The organism is Pseudomonas sp. St316 (assembly GCF_018325905.1).
Classification (GTDB): Bacteria; Pseudomonadota; Gammaproteobacteria; order Pseudomonadales; family Pseudomonadaceae; genus Aquipseudomonas.
Genome location: NZ_AP021901.1, coordinates 5,045,721 through 5,072,644 on the forward strand (window position 1 = coordinate 5,045,721; position 26,924 = coordinate 5,072,644).

A 26,924-nucleotide genomic window follows, 5' to 3' on the forward strand; every position below is an offset into this window, starting at 1 on the left:
TTTCAGAAATCGAAGCGCCTGTGTCGCGAGCAAGCTTTGCTCCCACAAATCCCTCACCACAGGGCCTGGTTCACTTCCTCGCCACGGGGCTTTGCGTTAGATTCAATTACCCATAAAAAAACCGGACCCAAGTCCGGTTTTTTATGGGGCACAGTCGCCAACTCACTCAGCCGCTGGCGCCTCTGGCTTGCGGCGCTTGAGCGGGGCCATGCCGTCCTTGCTGACCAGCGACAGGGCGTCGGTCTTCGGGCGGTTGGCGATTTTGCGTTTGGTTGGAGCCTTGGCGCCGGTTTTCTTCTTGTCGCCCTTGGCGTCGACCTTTTTCTTCTTCACGCCAACCGCTTTGCCCGAGGCCTTGACCTTCTTCGGCCCGCCGTAGGTGCCTTTGACTTCCTTGATGGTGCGGCGCTCGAAGCTCTGCTTGAGGTAGCGCTCGATGCTCGACATCAGGTTCCAGTCGCCGTGGCAGATCAGCGAGATCGCCAGGCCGTCGTTACCGGCGCGGCCGGTACGACCGATGCGGTGCACGTACTCATCGCCGCTGCGAGGCATGTCGAAGTTGATGACCATGTCCAGGCCGTCCACGTCCAGGCCGCGAGCGGCGACGTCGGTGGCGACGAGGATTTTCACCCCGCCCTGCTTGAGACGGTCGATGGCCAGCTTGCGGTCCTTCTGGTCTTTCTCGCCGTGCAGCACGAACGCCTTGTATTCCTGAGCCACCAGGCGGCCGTAGATGCGGTCGGCCATGGCCCGGGTGTTGGTGAATACGATGGCTTTTTCGTAGGTCTCGTTGGCCAGCAACCAGTTGACGATCTGTTCTTTGTGCTGGTTGTGGTCAGCGGTGATGATCTGCTGGCGGGTGGTGGCGTTCAGTTGGCTGACCGCGTTGAGCTGCAAGTGCTCAGGGTTGTTCAGCACCTTGGCGATCATCTCGCGCAGGCCCGAGCCGCCAGTGGTGGCGGAAAACAGCATGGTCTGCTGGCGATTGACGCATTCGTCCACCAGGCGCTGCACGTCTTCGGCAAAGCCCATGTCGAGCATGCGATCGGCTTCGTCCAGCACCAGTACTTCGACTTCCTTGAGGTCAAGGTTGCCGGCGTTCAACTGCTCGATCATCCGCCCTGGGGTGCCGATCAGAATGTCCGGCACCTTGCGCAGCATGGCGGCCTGGACCTTGAAGTCTTCGCCGCCGGTGATCAGGCCGGACTTGATGAAGGTGAATTGCGAGAAGCGCTCCACTTCCTTCAGGGTCTGCTGGGCCAGTTCACGGGTCGGCAGCAGGATCAGGGTCTTGATGCTGACGCGGACCTTGGCTGGGCCGATCAGGCGGTTGAGGATCGGCAGCACGAACGCGGCGGTCTTGCCGCTGCCGGTTTGCGCCGTCACCCGCAGGTCACGCCCCTGGAGCGCGAGCGGAATAGCCGCTGCCTGCACCGGCGTTGGCTCGACAAATTTAAGCTCGGCCACGGCTTTGAGCAGGCGTTCGTGCAGGGCGAATTGGGAAAACACGGGTGCTACCTCGAAGAAATGCAAAAAAACAGCTGCATAGGGTAACGGTTTCGAGCGCGAAGGCCGAGTTTCTTTATACAAACGGCGGTAAATCAGTGCATTTTTATCAGCCGTTATTGCATCAACGGTCACTTGAGCGGGCTTAAATGCTCTAATCGTCCCGTCGCGTCTTTATAGAAGAACCCTTTTTTCCATGGACATCAAACAACTCTGGGTCAACATTCAAGACCTCTGGGGTGCCCTTGACCAGCACCCGCTCCTGCATTCCAGCCTAGCCCTGATGTTGCTGCTGGTCATCGCCCTCGTGCTTGGGCGCGTGGCGCGCTACCTGATTTTGCACGCCGCCAAGTTGCTGGGGCGCCAACCGGCCTTGAACTGGGTCAACGACCTGCGCCAGAACAAGGTCTTTCATCGCCTGGCGCAGATGACGCCGTCGCTGATCATCCAGTTCGGCCTGCACCTGGTGCCGGAACTGAGCAAGACCAGCATGATTTTCCTGGGCAATGTCGCCCTGGCTTTCACCATCCTGTTCATGGTGTTGAGCCTCAGTGCCCTGCTCAGCGCCCTGCTGGATGTCTACGCCCGCACTGAGCATGCACGTACCCGCTCGATCAAAGGCTACGTGCAACTGACGAAGATGGTGCTGTATGTCTTTGGCGCGATCATCATCGTTGCCACCCTGATCGACCGTTCGCCACTGTTGCTGCTGTCGGGCCTGGGGGCGATGTCGGCGGTGATCCTGTTGGTCTACAAGGACACCCTGCTGTCGTTCGTCGCCAGCGTGCAACTGACCAGCAACGACATGCTGCGGGTCGGCGACTGGATCGAGATGCCCCAGGTCGGCGCCGACGGTGACGTGGTGGACATCACGCTGCACACGGTCAAGGTGCAGAATTTCGACAAGACCATTGTCTCGATCCCGACCTGGCGCCTGATGTCCGAATCGTTCAAGAACTGGCGCGGCATGCAGCAATCCGGCGGCCGGCGGATCAAGCGCAGCCTGTTCATCGACGCCAGCGGCGTGCGTTTCCTGCATGACGAGGAAGAACAGCGCCTGACCCAGGTGCGCCTGCTGACCGACTACATCGGTCGCAAGCAGGCCGAACTCAAGGCCTGGAACGAGGCCCAGGGCAACGTCGCGGCCATGTCGGCCAACCGTCGGCGCATGACCAACCTGGGCACGTTCCGCGCCTATGCGCTGGCGTACCTGAAAAGCCACGCCGAGATCCAGCCGAACATGACCTGCATGGTCCGTCAGCTACAGACCACCGCCCAGGGCATCCCGCTGGAAATCTACTGCTTCACCCGCACCACCGCATGGACCGACTACGAGCGCATCCAGGGGGATATCTTCGATTACCTGCTGGCGGTGATGCCGGAGTTCGGGCTGAACCTGTACCAGCAGCCCAGCGGCACGGACTTGCGCTCGGGCTTGCTGCCGGCGGTGCTGGGGGTGAGCCATCTCCCGGAGCCACAGAAGCAGGTGGTCTAAAGCCAACCCCCATTCCCCTGTGGAAGAGATGCGTGACAGCCCAAAACAGCAAAACCCCGGCGGGGCGAGCAAGCTCGACTCCCACCAGGGTTGTGTCCCGACGCCGGGTTACTTGACCTGGCGCTGCGGCGCCTTGTGCACCATCGTGTAGGCGTAGTCCACGCCCATGCCATAGGCGCCGCTGTGTTCCAGTACCAGTTCCATGACCGCCTCGTAAGTGTCCTTGTGCGCCCAGTCACGCTGGTATTCCAGCAGCACTTGTTGCCAGGTCACCGGCACCGCGCCAGCCTGAATCATCCGCTGTACCGACATGTCGTGGGCTTCTTTGCTGGTACCACCGGAGGCGTCGGTGACGATGTACACCTCGTAGCCTTCGGCCAATGCTTCCAGTGCCGGGAAGGTCAGGCAGACCTCGGTCCACAGCGCCGCGATGATCAGTTTCTTGCGCCCGGTGGCCTTTACCGCGTCAACCAGCGCCTTGTCTTCCCAGGAGTTCATCGAGGTGCGCTCGATGGGTTTCTGGTCCGGGTGAACCGCCAGCAACTCAGGCCAGATGTAGCCGCTGAAGCTCTCGGTTTCGACCGAGGTGTAGATCGTCGGCACGTTGAAGATCTTCGCCGCCTTGGCCAGGCCGACGGTGTTGTTCTTCAAGGTCTGGCGGTCGATCGACTGCACGCCGAAGGCCATTTGTGGCTGGTGGTCGATCAGGATCAGAGCGGAGTTGGTTGGGTTCAGCAGTTCGCGGATAGACATGATGTGGTCCTTTTTAATTTCGTCAATTCAATGAGTTAGGTAAGTTTTCGTGGCCTTCGTCAGTGTTGTCGTCGGCATGGGTGCTACTTTAGGGGCTAGCACCTTTAGGGACAATTACCTAAAATTGAGAATCATTGATTCTAAAAAAGGGACAGTCATGGATCGCATCGAATGCATGCGCGCGTTCGTCGTTACGGTCGGCGAGAACGGCTTCGCCGCAGCCGCACGGGCCATGGACGTACCGAGGTCGAAAGTCAGCAAACAGATTCAGGCGCTGGAAGATGCGATCGGCGTGCAGTTGCTGCAGCGCACCACCCGCAGCCTGCACCTCACCGAGGCCGGTGCGGAGTATTTCGAAGCGGCGCGGGAGGTCCTGGCTGCCCTGGACGAAGCCGAACAGCGGGCCCGGGACGGGATCGGTGAGCTGCGGGGGGTATTGCGGGTCAATGCACCGATGTCATTCGGCCTGAGGCGGCTGGGCAAGCTGATTCCGCTGTTCCATGAGCGGCACCCGAACATCGAGCTGCAGGTGGTGCTCAGCGACCAGCAGGTCGATCCGGTACGTGGCGGTTTCGACGTCACCATCCGCATCGCCAGCATGCCCGACTCGACCATGATCGCCCGGCAACTGGCGCCGGCACCGCGAATCATGGTGGCCGCCCCCGCGTACCTGGCGCGGGCGGGCGTCCCGCAGGCACCCCAGGACCTGCGTAATCACCAGTGCCTCAACTACGGCTACCTGCAAAGTGGTGTGAGCTTACAATTGAGCAACGGCAAGGAGACGCAACGGGTCAACGTCACCGGCCCGTTGCACGTCAACAACGGCGACCTGCTGGCCCAGGCCGCCGAGGCCGGCATGGGCATTGCGCTGTTGCCGGATTTCATCGTTGAAGACGGCTTGGCTGCCGGGCGGCTGGTACCGGTGCTGTGCGAATGGCAGGCGCCAGCGATCAGCATCAACGCGGTGTATTCGTCAGCCCGGCGCCTGCCGCAGAAGACCCGGGCCTTCATCGAGTTCCTGGTGGAGCAATTGGCGGCTAGATAGCCGGCGACCTGCGCAGGCCCAGGCGACTGATCCACACGGCCGCCAGGATAACGCCACCGCCCAGGAACAGCCGGCCCAGTTCCTCGTGCTGGTTCCAGATCAGCAGGTTCACCAGCAGCCCCACCGGCACGTGCAGGTTATTCATCACCGCCAGCGTCCCGCCGTTGACCAGACACGCGCCTTTGTTCCACCAGTACAATCCCAGCGCCGTGGAGACCAGACCGAGAAACACCAGCACGCCCCATTGCAGCGGCGCTTCGGGCCAGAAATCCGCCTTGCCGAACAGCAGGAAAGCCGGCAACGCCACCATCAACGCACCGAGATAAAAATAACCGAAACGCCGGTAATGCGGCAGGTCACTCGGGTGACGGGCCACCAGATGCTTGTACAGCACTTGCCCGGCCGCGTAGGTGAAGTTAGCCAGTTGCAGCAGCAAAAAACCCATGAAGAAATCCGGGTTGATCCGGTCATAGCGAATCACCGCCGCACCGGCCACGGCCACCAACGCCGCGATCAGCGCCCAAGGGTTGAAGCGGCGGTTCAGCGCGTCTTCGATCAGGGTCACGTGCAGCGGCGTGAGGATGGTGAACAGCAGCACTTCCGGCACCGTCAGCACGCGAAAGCTCAGGTACAGGCAGACGTAGGTCACGCCGAACTGCAAGGCACCGATCACCAGCATCCCGCGCATGAACGACGGTTCCACCTGGCGCCAGCGCGTCAGCGGGATGAACACCAGCCCGGCCAGCAGCACCCGCACCAGCACCGCGAAGTAACTGTCCACGTGCCCGGCCAGGTACTCGCCGATCAGGCTGAAGGAAAACGCCTGGATCAGCGTCACAAAAAGTAGATAGCCCATACGCCCCTCGTTTCGAATGGCGGCGAAGATAGCGGTTTTGCACGGTGGGGGCGAGTTTGCTTGCGATGGCATCGACCAGTCAGCCCATCTGCCAACTGACCCACCGCCGTCGCGAGCAGGCTCGCTCCCACCTGGACTGGGGCCAGGCCCATACCTGCGCAATAAACACAGATCCCCTGTGGAAGCGAGCCTGCTCGCGATGGCGGAGTGTCAGGTGATCTCTCTGTCACAGTCACACCGCAATCGCGAGCAGGCTCGCTCCCACAGGGTTATGCAGTGGCCATGGAATAGCAGGCAAAAAAAAGCCCGATCTCGCTAAAGCGTTCAATCGGGCTGATGCACTCAGGAGCAATAAGTGCAAAGGGAGGTTCGATGCGCAAAACGGTTTGAAGGGAAGCGCCAGGTCAATAGACCACCTGGCGATTATCCGAGGATTAACGGATCAGGCGACCTGGGACAGTTTGGCGTTGGCCTGATTCAGGCCCTTCTCCTGGAAGTCGCCGCCCAGGTTCATGCCCTCGGCATGGATGAAGGTCACGTCATGGATCCCGATGAAGCCCATGACCTGGCGCAGGTAGGGTTCCTGGTGATCAGTGCTGCCACCGGCGTGAATGCCGCCCCGGGCGGTGAGCACGAAGGCACGCTTGTCGACCAGCAGGCCTTGGGGGCCGGTGGGGGTGTACTTGAACGTCACGCCGGCACGCAGTACATGGTCGAGCCACGCCTTCAAAGTGCTGGGAATGGCGAAGTTGTACATCGGCGCGGCCATCACCAATACGTCGGCAGCCAGCAACTCATCGGTCAGTTGGTTGGAGCGCTCCAGCGAAGCGTTTTCAATGTCGTTGCGCTGCTCGACAGGCTTCATCCAGCCACCCAGCAGATTGGCATCCAGGTGCGGCACCGGATTGATGGCCAGGTCGCGAACATTGATTTCGTCGGCCGGGTGCGCCGCTTTCCACTGGCTGATAAAGGTCTGGGTCAGTTGGCGGGACACCGAGTCTTGCTGGCGGGCACTGCTTTCGATGATCAGAACGCGGGACATGGCTTGTAGGCTCCATCTGAGAATGTTGTCAGTCGATGGAGTGAAGGTTAAACGCGAGCATATCGATGAAAAAGCGCAAATAACTGCTGTAAAGCATCGATAAATTCGTTTATAAGCGGAGCAAGCAATATTGCTTGCCCCACTGCTGGGCTATTTCGGCTGGCAGGTCAGCTTGATGCGCAGCTTGATGATGTTGCGGTTGAACTTGGCCGTGGCGTTCTTGAACTTGCCGGCGGCGACTTCGATCTTGCGGGTGCGAGGGGCTTCAGGGCCATTGCTGAAGACCACGGTACAAGCCGCGTCGGTGCTGCCGTAGTTGTTGACCTGGATGGAACCGATATCGGCATCGGTGTCGTAGGCGTTGTAGTCGATGCTCAGGCCGTTGAGGTGTTTTTCCACATCGATCGGGTAGGCAAACGCAGTCAGTGGCAGCAAGGCCAGCACCACACAACAGATTTTCTTCATTCGGCAGTCTCCACCAGGGGACTGCCAGCTTAGGACAAGAGGAGCCCGATATGAAAGCGCCCCGCGTGACCCTTGATCAATGGCGCACCTTGCAGGCCGTGGTCGACCACGGCGGTTTCGCCCAGGCCGCCGAAGTGCTGCATCGCTCCCAGTCGTCAGTGAGCTACACCGTGGCCCGCATGCAAGACCAGCTCGGCGTGCCGTTGCTGCGCATCGATGGGCGCAAGGCTGTGTTGACCGAAGCCGGCGGCGTGCTGCTGCGCCGCTCGCGGCAACTGGTGAAACAGGCCAGCCAACTGGAAGACCTGGCCCACCACATGGAACAAGGCTGGGAAGCGGAAGTGCGCCTGGTGGTCGACGCGGCCTACCCCAACGCCCGCCTCGTCCGCGCCTTGACCGCGTTCATGCCACAAAGCCGTGGCTGCCGGGTGCGGCTGCGCGAAGAAGTGTTATCAGGTGTCGAAGAAGTGCTGCTCGAAGGCGTGGCCGACCTGGCCATCAGCGGCTTCAGCATTCCCGGTTACCTGGGCGCGGAATTGAGCGACGTGGAGTTCATCGCGGTGGCCCATCCCGAGCATGCCTTGCACCGCCTCAATCGGGAGCTGAACTTCCAGGACCTGGAAAGCCAGTTGCAAGTGGTCATCCGCGACTCCGGCCGCCAGCAACCCCGGGACGTCGGCTGGCTCGGCGCCGAACAGCGCTGGACCGTGGGCAGCCTGGCCACCGCCGCGAGCTTTGTCGGCAGCGGCCTGGGATTCGCCTGGTTGCCCCGCCACATGATCGAACGGGAACTCAAGGAAGGCGTGCTCAAGCGTCTACCCTTGGAACAAGGAGGCAGTCGCAACTCGACCTTCTATCTTTTTTCAAACAAGGAAAAACCCCTGGGCCCGGCCACGCAAATCCTGATCGAATTGCTGCGCACCTTCGACACCGCGCCGCTGGATGCGCCGTTCGCCGCCCCTGAACAAGCCTGACAAGGACTTCGCCGATGGCCTATTTCGAGCACGAAGGTTGCAACCTGCACTACGAGGAATACGGCCACGGCGCGCCCTTGGTGCTGGTCCACGGGCTGGGCTCCAGCACCCGGGACTGGGAAAAGCAGATCCCGGTGCTGTCGGCCCATTACCACCTGATTGTGGTGGATGTGCGCGGCCACGGTCGCTCCGACAAGCCGCGCGAACGCTACAGCATCAAAGGCTTCAGCGCCGACCTGAGCGCCCTGATCGAGCACCTGGGCCTGGGCCCGGTGCATTTGGTCGGCTGGTCCATGGGTGGCATGATCTGCTTTCAACTGGCTGTGGATGAACCCGGGCGGATCAAGAGCCTGTGCATCGTCAACAGCGCCCCTGAAGTCAAGGTCCGCACGCCCGACGACTGCTGGCAATGGTTCAAGCGCTGGAGCCTGATGCGCCTGCTGAGCCTGGAAACCATCGGCAAGGCCCTGGGCGCCAAGCTGTTCCCCAGGCCTGAGCAGACCGAGTTACGCCTGGAAATGGCCCGACGCTGGGCAAAGAACGACAAACGTGCTTATCTCGCCAGCTTCGATGCGATCGTAGGCTGGGGCGTTCAGGAACGACTTTCACAGGTCGCCTGTCCAACCCTCGTCATCTGCGCCGACCACGACTACACCAAGGTGGCGCTGAAAGAAGCCTATGTAAAACTGCTGCCCGACGCACGGCTGACGGTCATCGCCGATTCACGGCACGCTACCCCGCTGGATCAACCCGAACGCTTCAACCAAACCCTGCTCGACTTTTTGACCGCAACCGACTCCATCACTCAGGATCACTGACCCCATGCTGAAAAAAATCGCCCTCGCCGCCGGCACCGTACTGTTTGCCGCCAACCTGATGGCCGCGCAACCGACCAAGGCACCACACGTGCTGCTGGATACCACCAACGGCCAGATCGAAATCGAACTGGACCCGGTCAAGGCCCCCATCAGTACCAAGAACTTCCTTGAGTACGTGGACAGTGGCTTCTACAACAACACGATTTTTCACCGCGTGATCCCGGGCTTCATGGCCCAGGGCGGCGGCTTTACCACACAGATGCAGCAAAAAGACACCAAGGCGCCGATCAAGAACGAAGCCAGCAATGGCCTGCACAACGTTCGCGGCACCTTGTCGATGGCCCGCACGTCCAACCCGGACTCGGCCACCAGCCAATTCTTCATCAACGTGGCCGACAACGCGTTCCTCGATCCGGGCCGTGACGCCGGCTACGCGGTGTTCGCCAAAGTGGTCAAGGGCATGGACGTGGTAGACATCATCGTCAACTCCCAGACCACGACCAAACAAGGCATGCAAAACGTGCCGATCGACCCTGTGCTCATCAAGTCGGCCAAGCGCATCGACTGAAGAGGCACACGGCAAGCCTGGGCGGCGCGGTGATCCCGCGCCACCCATAGCAATAAGGAGAGCCCCTGCCAGGGCATTGACTGATGGTTTATCGCCGCTTCGAAACACTGATCGATATCTTCCGCGACGCCCCCACCTCGGCCCCGCCGAATCGCGTCCTGCCCTTCTACACCTATTATCTGAAACAGGTCTGGCCCAGCTTCGCCGTACTGCTGGTGGTCGGCCTGATCGGCGCGCTCATCGAAGTGGCGTTGTTCAGCTACCTGAGCCGCATCATCGACCTGACCCAGGGCACGCCCAATGTGGACTTCTTCAAGGTCCATGGCCTGGAGCTGGCCTGGATGGCCGTGGTGGCGCTGATCTTCCGGCCCATCTTCGTCACCCTGCATGACCTGCTGGTGCACCAGACCCTGAGCCCCGGCATGACCAGCCTGATCCGCTGGCAGAACCACAGCTACGTGCTCAAGCAGAGCCTGAATTTCTTCCAGAACGACTTCGCCGGACGTATCGCCCAGCGCATCATGCAGACCGGCAACTCCCTGCGCGACTCGGCGGTCCAGGCGGTGGATGCCCTGTGGCACGTGCTGATCTATGCCATCAGCTCCCTGGTGCTGTTCGCCGAAGCCGACTGGCGCCTGATGATCCCGCTGTTGATGTGGATTGCCGCGTATATCGGCGCACTCTGCTATTTCGTGCCACGGGTCAAGGAGCGCTCGGTGGTGTCGTCCGATGCCCGCTCCAAACTCATGGGCCGGATCGTCGACGGCTACACCAACATCACCACCCTGAAGCTGTTCGCCCACACCAACTTCGAACAGCAATACGCCCGCGAGGCGATCCAGGAACAGACCGAAAAGGCCCAGTTGGCCGGCCGCGTGGTAACCAGCATGGACGTGGTCATCACCAGCATGAACGGCCTGCTGATCGTCGGCACCACAGGCCTGGCGCTGTGGCTGTGGACCCAATCGCTGATCAGCGTTGGCGCGATCGCCCTGGCGACCGGGCTGGTGATCCGCATCGTCAATATGTCCGGCTGGATCATGTGGGTGGTCAACGGCATCTTCGAAAACATCGGCATGGTCCAGGACGGTTTGCAGACCATTGCCCAACCGGTCAGCGTCACCGACCGCGACCAGGCCAAGCCCCTGGCGGTGGCCCGGGGCGAGGTGCGTTTCGAGCATGTGGATTTCCACTATGGCAAAAAAAGCGGCGTGATCGGCGACCTCAACCTGACCATCAGGCCCGGCGAGAAAATCGGCCTGATCGGTCCGTCCGGCGCCGGTAAATCCACCTTGGTCAACCTGCTGCTGCGCCTCTATGACGTGCAAGGCGGGCACATTCTCATCGACGGCCAGGACATCGCCGAAGTCGGCCAGGAAAGCCTGCGCGAGCGCATCGGCATGATCACCCAGGACACGTCGCTGCTGCATCGCTCGATTCGCGAGAACCTGCTCTACGGCAAGCCAGACGCCACCGATGCGCAACTCTGGGAAGCCGTGCGCAAGGCCCGCGCCGACGAGTTCATCCCACTGCTGTCGGACGCCGAAGGCCGCACCGGCTTCGATGCCCATGTGGGTGAGCGCGGCGTGAAACTGTCCGGCGGCCAGCGCCAGCGCATCGCTATCGCGCGGGTGCTGCTCAAGGACGCGCCGATCCTGATCATGGACGAAGCAACGTCAGCACTGGACTCCGAAGTCGAGGCGGCGATCCAGGAAAGCCTCGAGACCTTGATGCAAGGCAAGACCGTGATCGCCATCGCCCACCGCCTCTCCACCATCGCCCGCATGGATCGGCTGGTGGTGCTGGAGAATGGTCGCATCGCCGAAACCGGCAGCCATGCCGAACTGCTGGCTCATGGCGGGTTGTATGCGCGATTGTGGCAACACCAGACCGGGGGGTTTGTGGGGATCGACTAAGTCGAGTTGGCTTCTACAGGCAGGAGGCGCGGGGATCGTGTGGGAGCCAGGCTTGCCCGCGATGAAGTTGACACGGTCTCCCGGATAGCCCGAGGCGCCTGTATCGCGAGCAAGCTTTGCTCCCACAGCCCTGTGCCCGAGCGCCATTCTGAAAAAATCTGTCCAGGATCCATCTAGCCCATACCGCCACCCCATACTCCTCCCCGACCACGGCCAAAACCGCCACCGTCCATGACGCTGGCGTTTTTTTGTCGCTGGATTTGTCGCCGCGCTCTGCTGTACTCAACTCAGGCTCTGGAGATGAACCTGTCGTAATACTGCTGGATGCATAACCGATTTATCACGACTGTTTTATCAAGGATTGCTTATGTCTTTACTCAAACGTTCAACGACTGAGTTGTTGGGTACGTTCTGGCTGGTACTGGGTGGCTGTGGCAGCGCAGTATTGGCCGCCTCGGGGATTGGCGTGCTGGGGGTGGCCCTGGCGTTCGGCTTGACGGTGTTGACCATGGCCTTCGCCATCGGTCATATCTCCGGTTGCCACCTCAACCCAGCGGTGTCGGTGGGCTTGTACGTGGGCGGGCGGTTTCCGGCCAGGGAATTGCCCGCTTACATCATCGCTCAGGTCATCGGTGGCGTGCTGGCTGCCACGTTGATCTACTTCATCGCCAGCGGCAAGGAAGGCTTTGACCTGGCCGCGTCCGGCCTGGCAGCGAACGGTTATGGCGAGCATTCGCCCGGTGGTTATTCGATGGCGGCCGGTTTTGTCACCGAGCTGGTCATGACGGCGATGTTCATCCTGATCATCCTCGGCGCCACCGATAAACGTGCGCCGGCCGGGCTGGCACCGATAGCCATCGGCCTGGCCCTGACGCTCATTCACCTGATCTCGATTCCGGTCACCAACACGTCCGTCAACCCGGCCCGCAGTACCGGTCCGGCGCTGATTGTCGGTGGCTGGGCCATCGGGCAACTGTGGCTGTTCTGGGTAGCGCCGCTGCTGGGCGCCGTCATTGGCGGTGTCTCGTACCGCTGGCTGGGCCAGGAAAACCGCTGAGTCATACCCGCGAAGATCAGCACTGCCGATAAGGCAGTGCTGTTTTCGCCTCTTCGGCATACGCCAACACACCCTCCTGCTCCCGGGCGAGAAAATCTTCGACCGCCGCTTTCAAACCGGGGTGGCGCAGGTAATGCCATGAGCGGGTAATCACCGGCTCGAACCCGCGAATCAACTTGTGCTCGCCCTGGGCGCCCGCATCAAAACGCTGCAAGCCATGAGCAATCGCGTAGTCCATGCCCTGGTAGAAACAGGTCTCGAAATGCAAGCGGTCGAACTCCGCCAGGCAGCCCCAGTACCGCCCGTAGAAACTGTCACCGCCCACCAGGCTGAACGCCATTGCCACCGGCCGCGAACCTTGCTTGGCCAGCACCACGCGAATGGCCTCGGGCATGCGTTCAGCCAGCAGGCTGAAAAACGCCCGGGTCAGATACGGCGCCTGCCGCCGCACGGCGTAGGTGTTGGCGTAACAGGCGTAGACAAAATCCCACTGCGCCTCGTCCAACTGATGACCTTCGAGCCATTCGAACGCGATGCCCTGCCCCGCCACTTGTTCGCGCTCCTTGCGCATCTGCTTGCGCTTGCGGGAACTGAGCGCGTCGAGAAAATCCTGGAAGTCCCGATAGCCGCGATTTTGCCAGTGATACTGACAGCCGATCCGCTGCAGCCAGCCCTCCTGCCCGGCGAGTGCCGCGTCGGTGAAGGCGTCGGTGAAATTGATGTGGGCGCTGGAAAGCCCTTCGATTTCCAGATAACCCGGCAGGCTGCCCAACAATTCCAGGCCGTCCTCCACACAGGCCGCCAGCAATCGCGGACCGCTGACCGGACTGAACGGCACCGCCGTCAGCAGCTTGGGGTAGTAATCGATCCCCGCCCGGGCGCAGGCGTCGGCCCAAGCGTGGTCGAACACGTACTCGCCGTAGGAATGCCACTTGCGGTAGCTGGGCATGGCCGCCAGCAAGCGGCCGTCTTCAATGTGCAGCAAATGCTCGGGCTGCCAACCGGAACTCGGTCCCAGGCTAGCGCTGTCCTCCAACGTGCTCAGGAAGGCGTGGCGCAGGAACGGTTGATTGGCGGGCACCATCGCGTCCCATTCTTGAGACGCGATGGCGGACAGGCTTTTCAAGACTTGAAGCGACATGCGGTTCCTCGACATCCGGACGGCGGTGGGGTGAGTATCGCCGATCTGGACCGGGTGAGACGAGGAGCAAAGTAGTTTTTGAGTTCATGGGCGATGGGCATTGAATCCCATCGCTATTCCATCGATAAATTAAACATCGTCAGGTTGATAACCTAAGTACCGGGTCCTTACGTTTCTCTCGCGTTTTCCTTTTTTTCTGATTTCCTCCATTTCGCGTGCTTGCTGTGCCTTGTCTCTAGCTTTTTTATTAGCAGCTCTTCTTGCCATTATAGAATCGTAATCCGCGGCGACTCTCTTTATTGTTGCAGCGCCTTCCTTAGTGATACCGGGTTGACCTTTGTTTTCTTTAGCATGGTTGTAAGCTTCAGTGGCTGATTCCGCTTCACGTTCTAAATTAAAGAAGTTTGAAGAATCCTCGCGCCCTGCTTTTTCCGTGTCGTCCCAAAACAAAAGCGCTCTTTTTCTCAAACGAGAAACATGCTTGTCCTTAATAGGATACAAAGTTGTCGGATGAGACTTTTTGTTTTTAGCAAGTATCTCTGGCAACTTATTATAACCAGGAGTAGCCGTGGTAACTCTTTGAGATCCAACTATACTCCTAAGGCCTCTAAGAAACCCGCCCCACGGAGTGTGCCCTGTCGGATCCACGCTATTTATCGGATCCCCCACACAATACATATACGCATTCAAGCCCCCTCCCCAAACGGACTCAAGTTGTCCGGGCTGTGAAACCTCATCAACAGCGGATTGAACACTCGGTAGCCATTGCCCAGCAAATACCAACCAGTCTGCCTTTCACGCCGCTCGCCGTTGTAACCCAAATGACTATTCACCAAGCTGCCTTCTAACTGATGACCATACGGCGAATAGGCTATGCCCTTGATGACCTCCCTGCTGATCTCACACAACACACTGTTCTTGTCATCGCCCGCCAGTAAAAGGGCTTTTACGCCGGCCTCCGACCGACGCTCGGCGAGCACAACGCCTTCGGCCCGAACGAAGGTGCTGTTGGCGCTTCCCTGGATCTCGGTGGTCAGCTCATTGTTTCGGTAAAACCGTTGTTCCTTGCCGTCGGCAGTGTCGCGTCCAATCAATGTGTCCATTGCATCATAGTGAAAGCTGACCGCCGTTTGGCCGGACGCAAGGAGCCTTGTTTTATCTGAACCCGTCATGGTGCTCTCCACATCACCATGAGCCGCTCATGGCGCTTCATTTCGACATACAGAGCGAGTATTGCCAGGCACTTACCATCGTTCTGCGACTGAACAAAGTAAGCACTTTTTCCAACCTCCACGAAACTGTCAGGGTTGACAGGTGATTGCACGTACAGTGTTTCAGGGAAATGCGCCAAAAAAAAACCCCGCCAGAGGCGGGGTTCAAAGGAGCGCTTTAACGGATGAAGTCAGAGCGGTGTATCAAGTCAGCACGATTTAGAACACGTACTGAGCACGCATCACAAAACCGTCGCCGTCGTCGTCGCCATTGACGTTGGTGACTTTGTCGGTCTTGGCCTTGATGTAGGCGGCGGAAATTTTTACCGCTTCGTTGGCGTACCAGTTCACGCCCAGGTTGTGCACCTTGGCTTCGGCGTCGCCCACTTCACGGGTGGCGCTGGCGGTGGTGATGTTGTCGTCTTCGACGGTCATGCTGTCGTAGCGATAGAACACTTCCCAGGCGCCGATGGATTTGTTCTGAGGCTTGATCGCATCAAACTTGCCGACTTTATAACCACGGGACTCACCGGTGAGGGTGTAGGCACCCTGGACGTAGAAGCCATGGCCTTTGAGGTCTTCGAAGGCACTGCTGTCAGCCTTGGTCTTGCGGGTGATGTATTCACCCTGGATCGACGCAGGCCCCATGGCGAACGCAGCTTCCAGGCCGAATGCGGTGTCACGGTCGTACGAACCGGCCGGCGAGTTGTTGGCGCCGCCCAGTACGGGACGGTTGCCGTTAGGGCCGGCGTCGTTGCCACCCAGGGTTTCAACGCCACGCATGCCCAGGCGGGAGCGATAACGTGCGTCGAACGCGGTGTCGGAAACGTCGCGCGAAGCCACGTTCAGACCGAAGTGCAGCACGTTGCCGGCTTCGTGCATCGGGGCGAACACAAAGCGACCGTTGACTTGCTTGACGCTGTCGCCGTCGGTGTCGTCGGTGTCCTTGCTGAACACACCGGCCGAGGCATAGAACGAATCGGCGAAAGTGCTGGAAGCTTGGATGCCCAGGCCGTTCTGGTGGCTGTTGGCCCAGTCGATCAGGTCGTAAGCGGCGTTACGCTCAGGTGCAGTGACCCACTTGGAGCTGGTGGCTTTTTCCAGGCCGAAGTCGGGGTCAAAACGACCGACCTTGATCGACACCGGCTTGAAGCCGTTATAGGCCAGGGACGCTTCGTCGAAGTAGCCGTTATCGGAGTCGCCACTGTTGTGGGACATGTCGTAGTTGATGGTGTAGGCCCAATCCGTGTACAGCACGCCGGACAGTTCCAGGAAGGCGCGACGGATGTAAGCGGCGTCGGCCGAGTTGCCGTTGTCGGTGTAGATACCATCGAACTGGCTGTAGTCAGCCTGCAAACGACCACCGAGCTTGAAGCTGAACTCTTTGTCAGTGGTAGCGACCTCAAGGCCGCCCTTGGTTTTGACCACGATATCGGCGCCATCGGTGGTGACGGTGCCGGCGAAAGCCTGGGCGGTTACTGCCATTGCCAGTGCGCTGGCGGCAACACCTGCGAAGTGCTTACGGATCATCGAAGAATTCCCCTGTTGGTAGTCTATGCGTTAGAAAACACGCGGAACTGGGCCCGCTGGTGTTGGGAGGGGATCTTGGCGACCGGTTGTGTCAGGCGAGTTGCTATCACATAAAGATTTTATGACAGCGGAACTTTTTACTTCGAAAGGGAATAACCGCAACCCCCCTGTGGAAGCGAGCTTGCTCGCGATAGGGGTGGTTCAGTTTGCAGTGATTTGATTGATACGCCGCTATCGCGAGCAAGCTCGCTCCCACAGGGGTTGGGCGGCAGATAGAGGTTTAGCGGATGTTTTTGCGACGTTCGGCCGCGAGCTTTTCGGCGAGGTGGTCCAGGTCGGCAACGGGCGGTTCCGGAAGTTTTCTGAGGGTGGCCTGCATCAGGCGCATCTGGCGGATGAATCGCCGGCAATTGGGGCAGAACATCAGGTGATGGCGCACCATCAGGCGTTCACGAAAGCTCAACTGGCCGTCGAGATAATCGCTGGAGCGCGCCACTTGTTCCTTGCAGGTCAGCATTCGCCGGTTTCCTCGAAATGTTCCACGGTCGCGAAGACCTTCAGCCGGGCGCGATGCAACAGCACACGTACGTTGGAGAGCGAGATGTCGAGAAGATTACAGATCTCTTCCAACTCCAGCCCCTGGCGTTCACGCAGGGTCAGCACGCTGCCTTGCAGTTCCGACAGGTTGAGCAAGGTATGCTCAAGGCAATCGCGCAGCTCGCTTTCCGTCAGCAGTGCTTCCGGTGTGTCCTGGTGCCAGGCGAACGGCGCCAGCAGCCAATGGCCATCGGCGGCAAAGCGATCATCGCCCACAGTGCCATGGGGCGACGGGATATCATCGAGCAGCACTTCCCGACGATTCTGTTTGTAGCGGCTCTTGGCCGAATTGGCAGTAATGGTCAGCAGCCAGGTCTTGAGACTGGAACGGCCTTGGAAACCATTGAGATTACGCACCACCGACAACCACGCGTCCTGCACCACTTCATCGGCATTACGGCTGCCGACGATGGCATAGGCCACGGCGCGCATCGGGCCCTGATAAGTGCTGACCAGTTCTTTGTAGGCCTTCTGCTCACCGGCCAGGAGGCGTTGGAGCAGGAGGGTATCGTCGGTGACCGTCATTCAACGCCCTATTGCTGGATAGATCGCTGTGGTGGCGAGGGGATTCATGTGGGAGCAAGCTTTGCTCCCACAACCACTGGGGATAAATCCTTTAACCAACCAAAATGGATCAATGCTTGCGCAAAATCACGCTGCCAATCGAATAGCCGGCGCCGAACGAGCTGAGTACGGCAACCGAGCCGCTAGGCAGATCATCCTGGTACATGTGAAAGGCAATCACCGACCCCGCCGAACTGGTGTTGGCATAACGGTCGAGGATCACCGGCGCTTCCTCTTCGGTGGCTTCGCGCCCCAGCAATTTGCGCACGATCAGGTGATTCATGCTCAGGTTGGCCTGGTGCAGCCAGAAGCGCTTGACCTCGCCAACACTCAACTGGTTCTCCTCCAAGTGAGCACCGATCAGCTCGGCCACCATCGGGCAGACGTCGCGGAACACCTTGCGGCCTTCCTGGACGAACAGCTTGTCGCGGCTACCGGCGCCCTCTTCTGCGGCGCGGTTGAGGAAGCCGAAGTTGTTGCGGATGTTGTTGGAGAACTTGGTCAGCAGCTTGGTGCTGACCACGTCGAACTGGTACGGCGAAGTCGCCAGGTCCGCTCGCTCGATGATCACGGCAGTGGCCGCGTCGCCGAAGATGAAGTGGCTGTCGCGATCACGGAAGTTCAGGTGGCCGGTGCACACTTCCGGGTTGACCATCAGGATCGCCCGGGCCTGGCCCAATTGCACGCTATTGGCTGCTGCCTGAATACCGAAAGTGGCCGAGGAACAAGCCACGTTCATGTCGAAACCGAAACCTTCGATGCCCAGGGCTTCCTGGACTTCGACGGCAATGGCCGGGTACGGACGCTGCAGGTTGGAACAGGCGACGATCACCCCATCGATGTCGGCAACGGTGCGGCCGGCGCGCTCCAGGGCCTGTTTCGCAGCACCGATGGCCATTTCACACAGCACCGACCACTCGTCGTTGGAGCGCTCGGGCAACCGTGGGGTCATGCGTTGTGGATCGAGGATGCCGTCCTTGTCCATGACAAAGCGGCTCTTGATGCCGGAGGCCTTTTCGATGAACGCGGCGTTGGATTCGGTCAAGGCCTCGACTTCACCACGCGCGATGGCGTCGGCGTTGTCGGCGTTGAATTGCGCGACATAGGTATTGAAAGATTGCACCAGCTCTTCGTTGGAGATGCTATTGGCCGGGGTGTACAGGCCGGTGCCGCTGATGACGACGTTATGCATGGTCGTGTCTCTGATCTGTTCAGGCAGAAAGCATTGGCACCGACGTACCAATACACAAAGGGACTTTTCCCATCCGGGGAAGCAGCCCTGGCATCGCTTTATTCCGATCCGCCCGGGGCATTGAAGCTCAAAACCACGGGACCGGCATTTATAGGCGCGAAGTTTGCCATAAACGCTGGCGTTTGGCCCATTCTCAGTTCACTACAGCGCCATACCCTGTGGGAGCGAGCTTGCTCGCTCCCACAGGGTATGGTGGTCTTTGCCATCAGGACTCCACCTGCCCCCACTGCTTGCCCAGGCGCTTGTCCGAGATCGGCACCTTGGTCCCCAGTTGCTGGGCGAACAGCGACACCCGGTATTCCTCCAGCCACCAGCGATACAGCTCCAGTTGCGGGTCGCGCTTGCCTTCCTGGGCGTGTTTGCTGGCGCGGGCCTGATATTGGGCCCAGAGGTTCGACAACTCGCCGCTCCAGACCCGGTCTTTCTGCACTTGGCTACCGAGTTTCTCGAAGCGTTGCTCGATGGCCTTGAGGTAGCGCGGCAGCTCCTTGAGCCATTGATGCGGGGTTTCGCGGACGAAGCCCGGGTACACCAGGTGGCTGAGTTGCTGCTTGATGTCGTTCAGCGCCACGGCCTGGGCCAGGTCGATCTTGCCCTTGAAGCGTTTTTGCAGGCCGTGCCAGAGCTTGAGGATCTCCAGGGTCAGCTTCGCCAGGCGTTCGGCGTGCTCGATCCAGCCGCCGCGCTTGCGCTCGGCCAGGGAGGCCAGGGCGGCGCCGTCACGGGGCAAGCTCGCTTCGCCTTCGAGCACGCAACTGTCGAGGCTGGCGAGCAGGATGTCTTCCACCAGGCTGTCGATGCGGCCCAGGTCGCGGTACAGCAGGCCCAACTCCGTCAGCCCTGGCAGCTTGCCGCGCAGGAACTTGGCCGACTCGGCCAGTTGCTGCATGAGCAAGCGCTGCAAGGCACGCCGATGCTGGAACTCGGCTTCGGCCGGCGTCGGAAAACGCCCTTCCTTGACCACGCCGCCCTCTTCCACCAACGCCGGGTAGACGGTCATCGACAGCCCGGCGATCTTCTGTTGGGTTTTCTCGGCCACTGGCGCGAAGACCTTCGCCTCCACCGGCGCCTGGCTTTTCGCCGTTTGCGGAACGGCCAGGGCCGCTTGGCTGGCTTCGGCAAAACGCGCCGTCAGCTCGGCCAGGTCGCGGCCCTCGCCGAGGAACTTGCCCTGGCCGTCGACGATTTCCAGGTTCATGCGCAGGTGACTTTCTACCTGCTGGGCCGCTTCGGCCCAGGCTTCGTCACTGACCCGCGCCCCGGTCATGCGCAGCAGTTCGCGGCCCAGGGACTGCGGCAACGAACCCTCGGCGAAGGTGATGCGCTGCAGCGCCGCCTTGACGAAATCCGGCACCGGCACGAAGTTCTTGCGCAGCGCCTTGGGCAGGTTGCGCACCAGGGCGATGCACTTGGCCTCGATCACCCCCGGCACCAGCCATTCCAGGCGTTCCGGCGGCAGCATCGGAAGCAGCGGCGCCGGTACCCGCAACGTCACGCCGTCGCGCGGGTGGTTGGGCTCGAAGTGATAGCTCAGCGGCAAGGTCAGGTCGCCGACGCGCAAGGTGTCGGGGTAATGCGCGGCGGTGACTTCGCTGGCTTCGCGGGCCAGCACGTCTTCTTCGCGCATGATCAGCAGTTGCGGGTCTTTCTGGCTGGTGATCCGGTACCAACTGTCGAACGTCGCGGTCTGGTGGATCTCGGCCGGCAAGCGCGCGTCGTAGAAGGCAAACAGGGTTTCCTCGTCCGCCAGAATATCGCGGCGACGGGCCTTGGCTTCCAGCTCGTCGAGTTGTTCCAGCAACCGGGTATTGGCACTCAGGCACTTGGCCTTGGACTGGATCTCGCCGCGCACCAGCGCCTCGCGGATGAACAGTTCACGGGAGACCACCGGGTCCACCGGCCCGTAATGCACGGGCCTTCGACCAACGACGATGAGCCCGAACAGGGTGATTTGCTCATAGGCCACCACCTGCCCGCGCTTCTTTTCCCAATGGGGTTCGAAGTGGTTTTTCTTGATCAGGTGCCCGGCCAGCGGTTCGATCCAGTCCGGTTCGATCTTGGCCACCATGCGCGCATACAGCTTGGTGGTTTCCACCAACTCGGCGGTCATCAGCCACTGCGGACGCTTCTTGCCCAGGCCCGACGAGGGGTGGACCCAGAACCGTCGCTGACGGGCGCCCAGGTAATCGCCGTCTTCGGTTTTCTGGCCGATCTGGCTCAACAGGCCCGAGAGCACCGCCTTGTGCAATTTCGGGAAGTCGGCCGGTTCTTTGTTGAGGCTCAACTGCATGTCACGGCAGATCAGGCTCAACTGCCGATGGGAATCACGCCACTCGCGCAGGCGCAGGTAATTGAGGAAGTTCTTGCGACACCAATTGCGCAGCGGGCTGGCGGTCAGGGCCTGGCGCTGCTCCTCGAAACCGCGCCACAGATTGACCAGCCCGGCGAAGTCCGAATCCGCGTCCTTCCACTGAGCGTGGGCCTGGTCCGCCGCCTGCTGGCGCTCCGGCGGCCGCTCGCGCGGGTCCTGGATCGACATGGCGCTGGCGACGATCAACACTTCCTGCAAACTACCCAGCTTCGCCGCTTCCAACAGCATGCGGCCCATGCGCGGGTCCACCGGCAGGCGCGCCAACTGGCGACCGAGCGGGGTCAACTGGCTGTTGCGGTCCACCGCCGACAATTCTTGCAGCAGGTTGAAACCGTCACTGATGGCCTTGCCATCCGGCGGTTCGATGAACGGGAAATCGGTGATCTCGCCCAGGCGCAGGTGCAGCATCTGCAGGATCACCGCGGCCAGGTTGGTGCGCAGGATCTCCGGGTCGGTGAATTCCGGCCGGCCGAGGAAATCTTCTTCGCTGTACAGCCGCACGCAGATCCCCGGCTCGACTCGCCCGCAGCGGCCCTTGCGCTGGTTGGCACTGGCCTGGGAAATGGCTTCGATGGGCAGGCGCTGGACCTTGGCCCGATAGCTGTAGCGGCTGATACGCGCGGTGCCGCTGTCGATCACGTAGCGGATGCCCGGGACGGTCAGCGAGGTTTCGGCGACGTTGGTCGCCAGCACCACGCGACGGCCCGGATGGGACTGGAAGATCCGCTGCTGTTCGGCCGGCGACAGTCGCGCATACAGCGGCAGAATCTCGGTGTGCTTGAGCTGCGCCTTGCGCAGCATCTCCGCCGCGTCGCGAATCTCCCGCTCGCCCGGCAGGAACACCAGCACGTCCCCGGGGCTGCGGCGCTCGCTGCGCTCGTAGGCGGCGATTTCATCGAGGGTGGCGAGAATCGCCTGATCGACCGTCAAGTCGTCCTCGACGCGGTTGCCCTCCTCGTCCTGCTCCAGCGTCAGCGGGCGGTACCAGGTTTCCACCGGGAAGGTGCGGCCCGAGACTTCCACGATCGGTGCGTCATCGAAATGCTTGGAGAAACGCTCCAGGTCGATGGTCGCCGAGGTGATGATGACTTTCAGGTCCGGGCGACGCGGCAGCAGGGTCTTGAGGTAGCCGAGCAGGAAGTCGATGTTCAGGCTGCGTTCGTGGGCTTCGTCGACGATGATCGTGTCGTAGCGCTCGAGGTAGCGGTCATTCTGGGTCTCTGCCAGCAGGATGCCGTCGGTCATCAGCTTGATCAGGGTATTGGCGTCGCTCTGGTCCTCGAACCGCACCTGATAGCCCACCAGCGCCCCCAAGGGCGTGGCCAACTCCTCGGCCACCCGGCTCGCCACACTGCGCGCGGCGATCCGGCGCGGTTGGGTGTGGCCAATCAAGCCATGCTGGCCGCGACCGATTTCCAGGCAGATCTTCGGCAACTGCGTGGTTTTCCCCGAGCCGGTTTCGCCGGCAATGATCAGCACCTGGTGCTTGAGCAGCGCGTCCTTGATTTCGTCGCGCTTGGCGGCGATCGGCAAGTTGTCGTCGTAGCGGATCACCGGCAGGCTCGCCTTGCGCGCCAGCACCTGATCACACGACGCCTGCATGCGCGTCACCCATTGGGCCAGCTTGGCCTCGTCGGGCTTCTTGCGCAGCTCGAGCAACTGACGCCGCAACCGGTGACGGTCGGCGAGCATGGCGTGGTCGAGGTTTTTCAGCAGCTTGTCGATAGCGGGGGCTTGGTCAGTCATCAGGTACGCAAGGGTCTTGGGTGTGCAGGGGGGCGATTGTCGCAGATTTGCGCACATGTGGGAGCAAGGCTTGCCCGCGATGAAAATGACGCGGTCTCCCGGGGGACCGAGGCGCCTACATCGCGAGCAAGCTTTGCTCCCACACGGTTATTCGTTGTCCAGGTCCTTGCGCCGATACGGGAACACATCGATCACCTTCCCCGCCCGAATCGCCTCTTGCAGGCCTTTCCAGTAGTCGGCGTTGTACAACTCGCCGTGCAACTGGTCGAACAGCTTACGCTGCCCGGCGTCGGCGAACAGGAACGGCGGGAACTCTTCGGGAAAGACGTCCAGCGGGCCGATGGAATACCAGGGCTCGGAGGCCATTTCGTCTTCCGGTGTGCGGGGCTGGGGAATGTGGCGAAAATTGGCTTCGGTCAGGAAGCAGATTTCATCGTAGTCGTAGAACACCACGCGGCCGTGGCGGGTCACGCCGAAGTTCTTGAGCAGCATGTCGCCAGGGAAGATATTGGCCGCCGCCAGCTGCTTGATGGCCAGGCCATAGTCTTCCAGCGCCTCACGCACCTGGTCCTGGTTGGCGTTTTCGAGGTACAGGTTCAGCGGCGTCATCCGGCGTTCGGTCCAGCAGTGACGAATCAGCACCGTGTCGCCTTCCACCGACACCGTGGACGGCGCCACTTCCAGCAGTTCCTCCAGGCACGCCGGCTCGAACTTGCTCAGGGGAAAACGGAAATCGGCGAACTCCTGGGTATCGGCCATGCGTCCGACCCGGTCGACGCTCTTCACCAAGCGGTACTTCTCGATCACCGTGGCCCGGTCGACGTTTTTCGACGGCGAGAAGCGGTCCTTGATGATCTTGAATACCGTGTTGAAGCCCGGCAGGGTGAACACGCTCATGACCATGCCACGCACACCCGGGGCCATGATGAACTGGTCGTCGGTGTTCGCCAGGTGGTTGATCAACGCTCGGTAGAACTCGGACTTGCCGTGCTTGTAGAAACCGATGGAGGTGTATAACTCGGCGATGTGCTTGCCCGGCAGGATGCGCTTGAGAAAGCCGATGAATTCCGCCGGCACCGGCACGTCCACCATGAAGTACGAGCGGGTGAACGAGAAGATGATCGACACCTGTGCCTCGTCGGTAATCAGCGCATCGATCTGGATACCCCGGCCCTCGCGGTGCAACAGCGGGATCACCAGCGGCCATTGGTCTTCGTGGGTGTAGATCCGGCCCACCAGGTAGGCGCCCTTGTTGCGATAGAGCACCGAAGAAAACAACTCCACCGTCAGCTCCGGGTCCTTGCAGACCCAGTCCGGCAGGTTCTCGCGCAACTGCGCTTCGAGACGCTGCAGGTCGCCCGGCAAATCGGCGTAGTCCTCGCTGAAACGGTAATCGGCGAACACGCTCGCCAGCATCCGGTCCAACTGCCCCTGGGGTTTGTAGGTGCGGGTCTGGGCGGCGCGGGCCCGGCGCAGGCTGGGCCGCGTGGTGTGGATGAACATGGTGCCGTCGCTGATCAGGTCGTGACTGAACAGCCCGCAAAAGATCGAGTTGTACCAGGTTTCCGACAGTTCATCGTCGAAGCGCAGGTCGATCAGGCTGATGTAGGCGCTTTTGACCAGCGGCCAGCAGCCCACATCCATCAGGGTTTCGGCCTCGAAGGCCTTGTGCAGCTTGGCAACGGTTTCGAAGACTTTTTCTTCATACAGGTTGATGCGCGCTGCCGAAGCCGCTTGCGCCTCCAGCCACAGCGCCTGCTCGAACCGGGCGCGAGCGCCGTCGGTGATCTGCCGGAAATGCTCACGATAATCGTCGAAGCCGTCAAGGATCGAACGGGCGATTTCGAGGGCGGGCCATGGCTGCGGCATAGGATAAACCTCGGCGGGTCATGCTTGTTATTGGCGACTGAGCTTAGAGGCCAATCAGGCGGCAACGCAACCATTGCCATCGCTATTCAGGACGGCGACACTTGCCGCCCAATCAAGGAAGGAATGACTCGTGAACCTCGTCGATATCCTGCGTTTACTGTCACTGGCCGCCATCTGGGGGGCCAGCTTTCTGTTCATGCGCATTATCGCCCCCGTCATTGGCACCATCCCCACTGCCTTTTTTCGCGTGTCCATCGCCTTCGTCGGGTTGCTGGTGATCCTGGCCCTGATGCGTGTCGACTGGAATTTTCGCGGCAAGCTCAAGGTCGTGATGGGGCTGGGCCTGATCAACTCGGGCATTCCGGCCACGTTCTATTCGTTGGCGGCCCAGGTGCTGCCGGCCGGTTACTCGGCGATCTTCAACGCCACCACGCCGTTGATGGGGGTGTTGATCGGCGGCTTGTTCTTCAGCGAAAAGCTCACCCTGGCCAAGGTCAGCGGCGTTTGCCTGGGATTGTTCGGCGTCGGCATCCTGACCCGCGCCGGCCCGGTGGCGTTCGACCTGCAATTGCTGATGGGCGCCCTCGCCTGCCTGCTGGCCACGACCTGCTATGGCTTTGCCGGTTTCCTCACCCGCCGCTGGCTCGATCAGCAAGGTGGCTTGGACAGCCGTCTCTCGACCCTGGGCAGCATGTTCGGCGCCACGGTGTTCTTGCTGCCGCTGTTTGGCTACAGCGTCATCAGTCAACCACCGGCCAGTTGGGGTGGCTGGAGCGTCTGGTTGTCACTGCTGGGGCTGGGCCTGGTGTGTACCGCACTGGCGTACATTCTTTACTTCCGCCTGCTCAGCTCCATCGGCCCGGTCAAATCGATGACCGTGACGTTCCTGATTCCGCCGTTCGGCGTGTTGTGGGGGCGTTGCTGCTGGATGAGCCGTTGGGGATGGCGCATCTTTATGGTGGGGTGTTGATTGCGGCGGCGTTGTGGTTGGTGCTCAAGCCTGGGGCCGTTAAACCGGCTGAAGCGTCTGCCTGATAGCCCATCGGCGCGGCTGAGAATGCCATCGCGGGCAAGCCTTGCTCCCACAGAAGTTCACATTGCTTGAGTGAAGCCAGCCTTGCTCCTGCAAGGGTTGCACATAACCTGTGGGAGCAAGGCTTGCCCGCGATGGCGGTTGTTCAGTCAGCGAGCATTCAAAGCTCAGCGGCTCTTACGAAACACAAACACCAACCCCACAATGATCAACCCCATCCCCAGCAAGCTCAACAACGCCAACCGGTTGCCAAAAACCAGGTAGTCCATGATCGCCGTCACCGCCGGCACCAGGTAGAACAGGCTGGTGACATTCACCAGATTGCCGCGGGCGATCAGTCGGTACAGCAGCAATGTCGCCAGCACCGACACCACCAACCCCATCCACAACACGGGCACGAAGAACCCGGTGCTGTACTCGAAATGGAACGGCTGGAACGGCACGAACACCGCGCACAGCACCAGCCCGGCCAGGTACTGCACCGGCAGCGTACCCAATGGGTTGTCGGTGATGCGCTTCTGCATGATCGAACCGACCGTCATGCTCACCAAGGCCAGCAACCCGCAGAGCATCCCGGCCAGGGACATGCCGGCCAGGCCGATGCCTTGGTACACCACCATGACCAACCCGACCAACCCCAGCATCAGGCCGAACAGCCGTGACCAGGAACGCTGCCGTTCCACGAGCACCACGGTCAGGATCGGTTGCACGCCCATCAGGGTCGCCATGACCCCCGGCGTGACACTCATTTGCAGCGCCAGCAGATAAAAAATCTGATAGGCGCCCAGCAGCACGAGCCCGGTGGTCGCCGCGTACAGCATCGGCTTGCCGGTCTTGGGTAGCTTGAACTTGAACAACGGAATCAACAGCACCAGCGCCGACAGCGCGATGGCAAAACGGATCAGCAAAAAGGCGAAGGGAGAAGCGTGGGCCAGGCCCAGCTTGGAAAAGATCGCCCCGCTGCTCCACAGCAAAACGAACAGGCTCGTGGAAGCCGCCGCCAACAAGGCGTTTTTGGAAAGGGAAAACATGGATACCACCTGTAGTCAGGCAAAAAGCCAACTCAGCCGAGGCTGAAGTCCAGTAGTTTTTTCAGGCGGGCACAGGGGATGGCA

The 26,924-nt window shown here is 60.8% G+C and carries 22 protein-coding genes and 1 pseudogene; 8 read left to right on the top strand and 15 right to left on the bottom strand.

The window, feature by feature from the left end:
• Window positions 1-162: 162 nt before the first annotated feature.
• A complete protein-coding gene (locus KI237_RS22430; RefSeq protein WP_212797109.1) occupies window positions 163-1,509 on the bottom strand; it encodes a DEAD/DEAH box helicase in 1,347 nt (448 codons plus the stop codon).
• A gap of 193 nt (window positions 1,510-1,702) precedes the next feature.
• Here KI237_RS22430 and KI237_RS22435 point away from each other — a divergent pair, with 193 nt between their 5' ends.
• A complete protein-coding gene (locus tag KI237_RS22435) occupies window positions 1,703-3,001 on the top strand; it encodes a mechanosensitive ion channel family protein (RefSeq protein ID WP_212797110.1) in 1,299 nt (432 codons plus the stop codon).
• 108 nt (window positions 3,002-3,109) lie between these two features.
• On the opposite strand, the gene KI237_RS22440 is transcribed toward KI237_RS22435, so the two are convergent.
• On the bottom strand, window positions 3,110-3,754 hold the full coding sequence (locus KI237_RS22440; protein ID WP_008018228.1) for a hydrolase: 645 nt from the start codon (window positions 3,752-3,754) through the stop codon (window positions 3,110-3,112).
• 157 nt (window positions 3,755-3,911) lie between these two features.
• Between KI237_RS22440 and KI237_RS22445 the strand changes: the two genes are divergently transcribed.
• Window positions 3,912-4,799 carry a LysR family transcriptional regulator gene (locus tag KI237_RS22445; RefSeq protein ID WP_212797111.1) on the top strand — a complete coding sequence of 296 codons (888 nt, stop codon included), beginning with the start codon at window positions 3,912-3,914 and terminating at the stop codon, window positions 4,797-4,799.
• On the opposite strand, the gene KI237_RS22450 is transcribed toward KI237_RS22445, so the two are convergent.
• The 3 genes from KI237_RS22450 to KI237_RS22460 all read right to left on the bottom strand — a co-directional run bounded on the left by KI237_RS22450 (window position 4,792) and on the right by KI237_RS22460 (window position 7,162).
• Window positions 4,792-5,655: a carboxylate/amino acid/amine transporter gene (locus KI237_RS22450; protein WP_212797112.1), complete on the bottom strand. Its 864-nt coding sequence runs from the start codon at window positions 5,653-5,655 to the stop codon at window positions 4,792-4,794. The two genes, KI237_RS22445 and KI237_RS22450, sit on opposite strands and share 8 nt — an antisense overlap.
• 442 nt (window positions 5,656-6,097) lie before the next feature.
• Window positions 6,098-6,697, bottom strand: coding sequence for an FMN-dependent NADH-azoreductase (locus KI237_RS22455; RefSeq protein ID WP_212797113.1), 600 nt, complete (start codon window positions 6,695-6,697; stop codon window positions 6,098-6,100).
• A 150-nt stretch (window positions 6,698-6,847) separates the two neighbouring features.
• The gene (locus KI237_RS22460) at window positions 6,848-7,162 is read right to left on the bottom strand and encodes a hypothetical protein (RefSeq protein WP_003198925.1); all 315 of its coding nucleotides are present in this window, start codon (window positions 7,160-7,162) and stop codon (window positions 6,848-6,850) included.
• Window positions 7,163-7,212: 50 nt separating this feature from the next.
• Here KI237_RS22460 and KI237_RS22465 point away from each other — a divergent pair, with 50 nt between their 5' ends.
• The 5 genes from KI237_RS22465 (at window position 7,213) to aqpZ (ending at window position 12,495) form a co-directional block, all read left to right on the top strand.
• Window positions 7,213-8,136, top strand: coding sequence for a PA3225 family LysR-type transcriptional regulator (locus KI237_RS22465; protein WP_060738713.1), 924 nt, complete (start codon window positions 7,213-7,215; stop codon window positions 8,134-8,136).
• A gap of 14 nt (window positions 8,137-8,150) precedes the next feature.
• Window positions 8,151-8,954 carry an alpha/beta fold hydrolase gene (locus KI237_RS22470; RefSeq protein WP_212797114.1) on the top strand — a complete coding sequence of 268 codons (804 nt, stop codon included), beginning with the start codon at window positions 8,151-8,153 and terminating at the stop codon, window positions 8,952-8,954.
• Window positions 8,955-8,958: 4 nt separating this feature from the next.
• Window positions 8,959-9,522, top strand: a complete 564-nt coding sequence (locus KI237_RS22475) for a peptidylprolyl isomerase (protein WP_212797115.1) — start codon at window positions 8,959-8,961, stop codon at window positions 9,520-9,522.
• Between the two features lie 83 nt (window positions 9,523-9,605).
• Window positions 9,606-11,438, top strand: a complete 1,833-nt coding sequence (locus KI237_RS22480) for an ABC transporter ATP-binding protein (RefSeq protein WP_212797116.1) — start codon at window positions 9,606-9,608, stop codon at window positions 11,436-11,438.
• Window positions 11,439-11,805: 367 nt separating this feature from the next.
• Window positions 11,806-12,495: an aquaporin Z gene (gene aqpZ / locus KI237_RS22485; RefSeq protein ID WP_212797117.1), complete on the top strand. Its 690-nt coding sequence runs from the start codon at window positions 11,806-11,808 to the stop codon at window positions 12,493-12,495.
• A 16-nt stretch (window positions 12,496-12,511) separates the two neighbouring features.
• On the opposite strand, the gene KI237_RS22490 is transcribed toward aqpZ, so the two are convergent.
• The 9 genes from KI237_RS22490 to aceK form a co-directional block, all read right to left on the bottom strand.
• Window positions 12,512-13,636, bottom strand: a complete 1,125-nt coding sequence (locus KI237_RS22490; RefSeq protein ID WP_212797118.1) for a GNAT family N-acetyltransferase — start codon at window positions 13,634-13,636, stop codon at window positions 12,512-12,514.
• A gap of 129 nt (window positions 13,637-13,765) precedes the next feature.
• Window positions 13,766-14,182 (bottom strand): hypothetical protein, encoded by a 417-nt coding sequence (locus KI237_RS30620; RefSeq protein WP_249410660.1) that lies wholly within the window; start codon window positions 14,180-14,182, stop codon window positions 13,766-13,768.
• A 140-nt stretch (window positions 14,183-14,322) separates the two neighbouring features.
• Complete coding sequence (locus tag KI237_RS30625) at window positions 14,323-14,808, bottom strand: RHS repeat-associated core domain-containing protein (RefSeq protein WP_249410661.1); 486 nt, start codon at window positions 14,806-14,808, stop codon at window positions 14,323-14,325.
• 258 nt (window positions 14,809-15,066) lie between these two features.
• Entirely contained in the window at window positions 15,067-16,377 is a 1,311-nt protein-coding gene (locus KI237_RS22500) for an OprO/OprP family phosphate-selective porin (RefSeq protein ID WP_212797119.1), read from the bottom strand.
• Window positions 16,378-16,657: 280 nt separating this feature from the next.
• Window positions 16,658-16,894: an anti-sigma factor family protein gene (locus KI237_RS22505; protein ID WP_212797120.1), complete on the bottom strand. Its 237-nt coding sequence runs from the start codon at window positions 16,892-16,894 to the stop codon at window positions 16,658-16,660.
• Window positions 16,888-17,499, bottom strand: coding sequence for an RNA polymerase sigma factor (locus KI237_RS22510; RefSeq protein WP_212797121.1), 612 nt, complete (start codon window positions 17,497-17,499; stop codon window positions 16,888-16,890). The genes KI237_RS22505 and KI237_RS22510 overlap by 7 nt, the downstream gene beginning before the upstream one ends.
• Window positions 17,500-17,608: 109 nt before the next feature.
• Window positions 17,609-18,730, bottom strand: coding sequence for a beta-ketoacyl-ACP synthase III (locus tag KI237_RS22515; protein ID WP_212797122.1), 1,122 nt, complete (start codon window positions 18,728-18,730; stop codon window positions 17,609-17,611).
• Window positions 18,731-18,995: 265 nt separating this feature from the next.
• Window positions 18,996-22,907 carry an ATP-dependent RNA helicase HrpA gene (hrpA, locus tag KI237_RS22520; protein WP_212797123.1) on the bottom strand — a complete coding sequence of 1,304 codons (3,912 nt, stop codon included), beginning with the start codon at window positions 22,905-22,907 and terminating at the stop codon, window positions 18,996-18,998.
• Between the two features lie 147 nt (window positions 22,908-23,054).
• A complete protein-coding gene (gene aceK / locus KI237_RS22525; RefSeq protein ID WP_212797124.1) occupies window positions 23,055-24,776 on the bottom strand; it encodes a bifunctional isocitrate dehydrogenase kinase/phosphatase in 1,722 nt (573 codons plus the stop codon).
• 130 nt (window positions 24,777-24,906) lie between these two features.
• On the opposite strand from aceK, the pseudogene KI237_RS22530 reads away from it, so the two are divergent.
• Window positions 24,907-25,811 (top strand): annotated as a pseudogene (locus tag KI237_RS22530) (DMT family transporter).
• Window positions 25,812-25,976: 165 nt separating this feature from the next.
• Here KI237_RS22530 and KI237_RS22535 read toward each other — a convergent pair.
• The gene (locus KI237_RS22535) at window positions 25,977-26,840 is read right to left on the bottom strand and encodes a DMT family transporter (protein WP_212797125.1); all 864 of its coding nucleotides are present in this window, start codon (window positions 26,838-26,840) and stop codon (window positions 25,977-25,979) included.
• Between the last annotated feature and the right edge of the window lie 84 nt (window positions 26,841-26,924).

What these genes read in the sequence shown, in the direction of transcription:
- KI237_RS22435 (WP_212797110.1), top strand. Translation starts at nt 1,703, where the DNA reads ATGGACATCAAACAACTCTGGGTCAACATTCAAGACCTCTGGGGTGCC.
- KI237_RS22440 (WP_008018228.1), bottom strand. Translation starts at nt 3,754, where the DNA reads ATGTCTATCCGCGAACTGCTGAACCCAACCAACTCCGCTCTGATCCTG.
- KI237_RS22445 (WP_212797111.1), top strand. Translation starts at nt 3,912, where the DNA reads ATGGATCGCATCGAATGCATGCGCGCGTTCGTCGTTACGGTCGGCGAG.
- KI237_RS22450 (WP_212797112.1), bottom strand. Translation starts at nt 5,655, where the DNA reads ATGGGCTATCTACTTTTTGTGACGCTGATCCAGGCGTTTTCCTTCAGC.
- KI237_RS22455 (WP_212797113.1), bottom strand. Translation starts at nt 6,697, where the DNA reads ATGTCCCGCGTTCTGATCATCGAAAGCAGTGCCCGCCAGCAAGACTCG.
- KI237_RS22460 (WP_003198925.1), bottom strand. Translation starts at nt 7,162, where the DNA reads ATGAAGAAAATCTGTTGTGTGGTGCTGGCCTTGCTGCCACTGACTGCG.
- KI237_RS22465 (WP_060738713.1), top strand. Translation starts at nt 7,213, where the DNA reads ATGAAAGCGCCCCGCGTGACCCTTGATCAATGGCGCACCTTGCAGGCC.
- KI237_RS22470 (WP_212797114.1), top strand. Translation starts at nt 8,151, where the DNA reads ATGGCCTATTTCGAGCACGAAGGTTGCAACCTGCACTACGAGGAATAC.
- KI237_RS22475 (WP_212797115.1), top strand. Translation starts at nt 8,959, where the DNA reads ATGCTGAAAAAAATCGCCCTCGCCGCCGGCACCGTACTGTTTGCCGCC.
- KI237_RS22480 (WP_212797116.1), top strand. Translation starts at nt 9,606, where the DNA reads ATGGTTTATCGCCGCTTCGAAACACTGATCGATATCTTCCGCGACGCC.
- aqpZ (WP_212797117.1), top strand. Translation starts at nt 11,806, where the DNA reads ATGTCTTTACTCAAACGTTCAACGACTGAGTTGTTGGGTACGTTCTGG.
- KI237_RS22490 (WP_212797118.1), bottom strand. Translation starts at nt 13,636, where the DNA reads ATGTCGCTTCAAGTCTTGAAAAGCCTGTCCGCCATCGCGTCTCAAGAA.
- KI237_RS30625 (WP_249410661.1), bottom strand. Translation starts at nt 14,808, where the DNA reads ATGACGGGTTCAGATAAAACAAGGCTCCTTGCGTCCGGCCAAACGGCG.
- KI237_RS22500 (WP_212797119.1), bottom strand. Translation starts at nt 16,377, where the DNA reads ATGATCCGTAAGCACTTCGCAGGTGTTGCCGCCAGCGCACTGGCAATG.
- KI237_RS22505 (WP_212797120.1), bottom strand. Translation starts at nt 16,894, where the DNA reads ATGCTGACCTGCAAGGAACAAGTGGCGCGCTCCAGCGATTATCTCGAC.
- KI237_RS22510 (WP_212797121.1), bottom strand. Translation starts at nt 17,499, where the DNA reads ATGACGGTCACCGACGATACCCTCCTGCTCCAACGCCTCCTGGCCGGT.
- KI237_RS22515 (WP_212797122.1), bottom strand. Translation starts at nt 18,730, where the DNA reads ATGCATAACGTCGTCATCAGCGGCACCGGCCTGTACACCCCGGCCAAT.
- hrpA (WP_212797123.1), bottom strand. Translation starts at nt 22,907, where the DNA reads ATGACTGACCAAGCCCCCGCTATCGACAAGCTGCTGAAAAACCTCGAC.
- aceK (WP_212797124.1), bottom strand. Translation starts at nt 24,776, where the DNA reads ATGCCGCAGCCATGGCCCGCCCTCGAAATCGCCCGTTCGATCCTTGAC.
- KI237_RS22535 (WP_212797125.1), bottom strand. Translation starts at nt 26,840, where the DNA reads ATGTTTTCCCTTTCCAAAAACGCCTTGTTGGCGGCGGCTTCCACGAGC.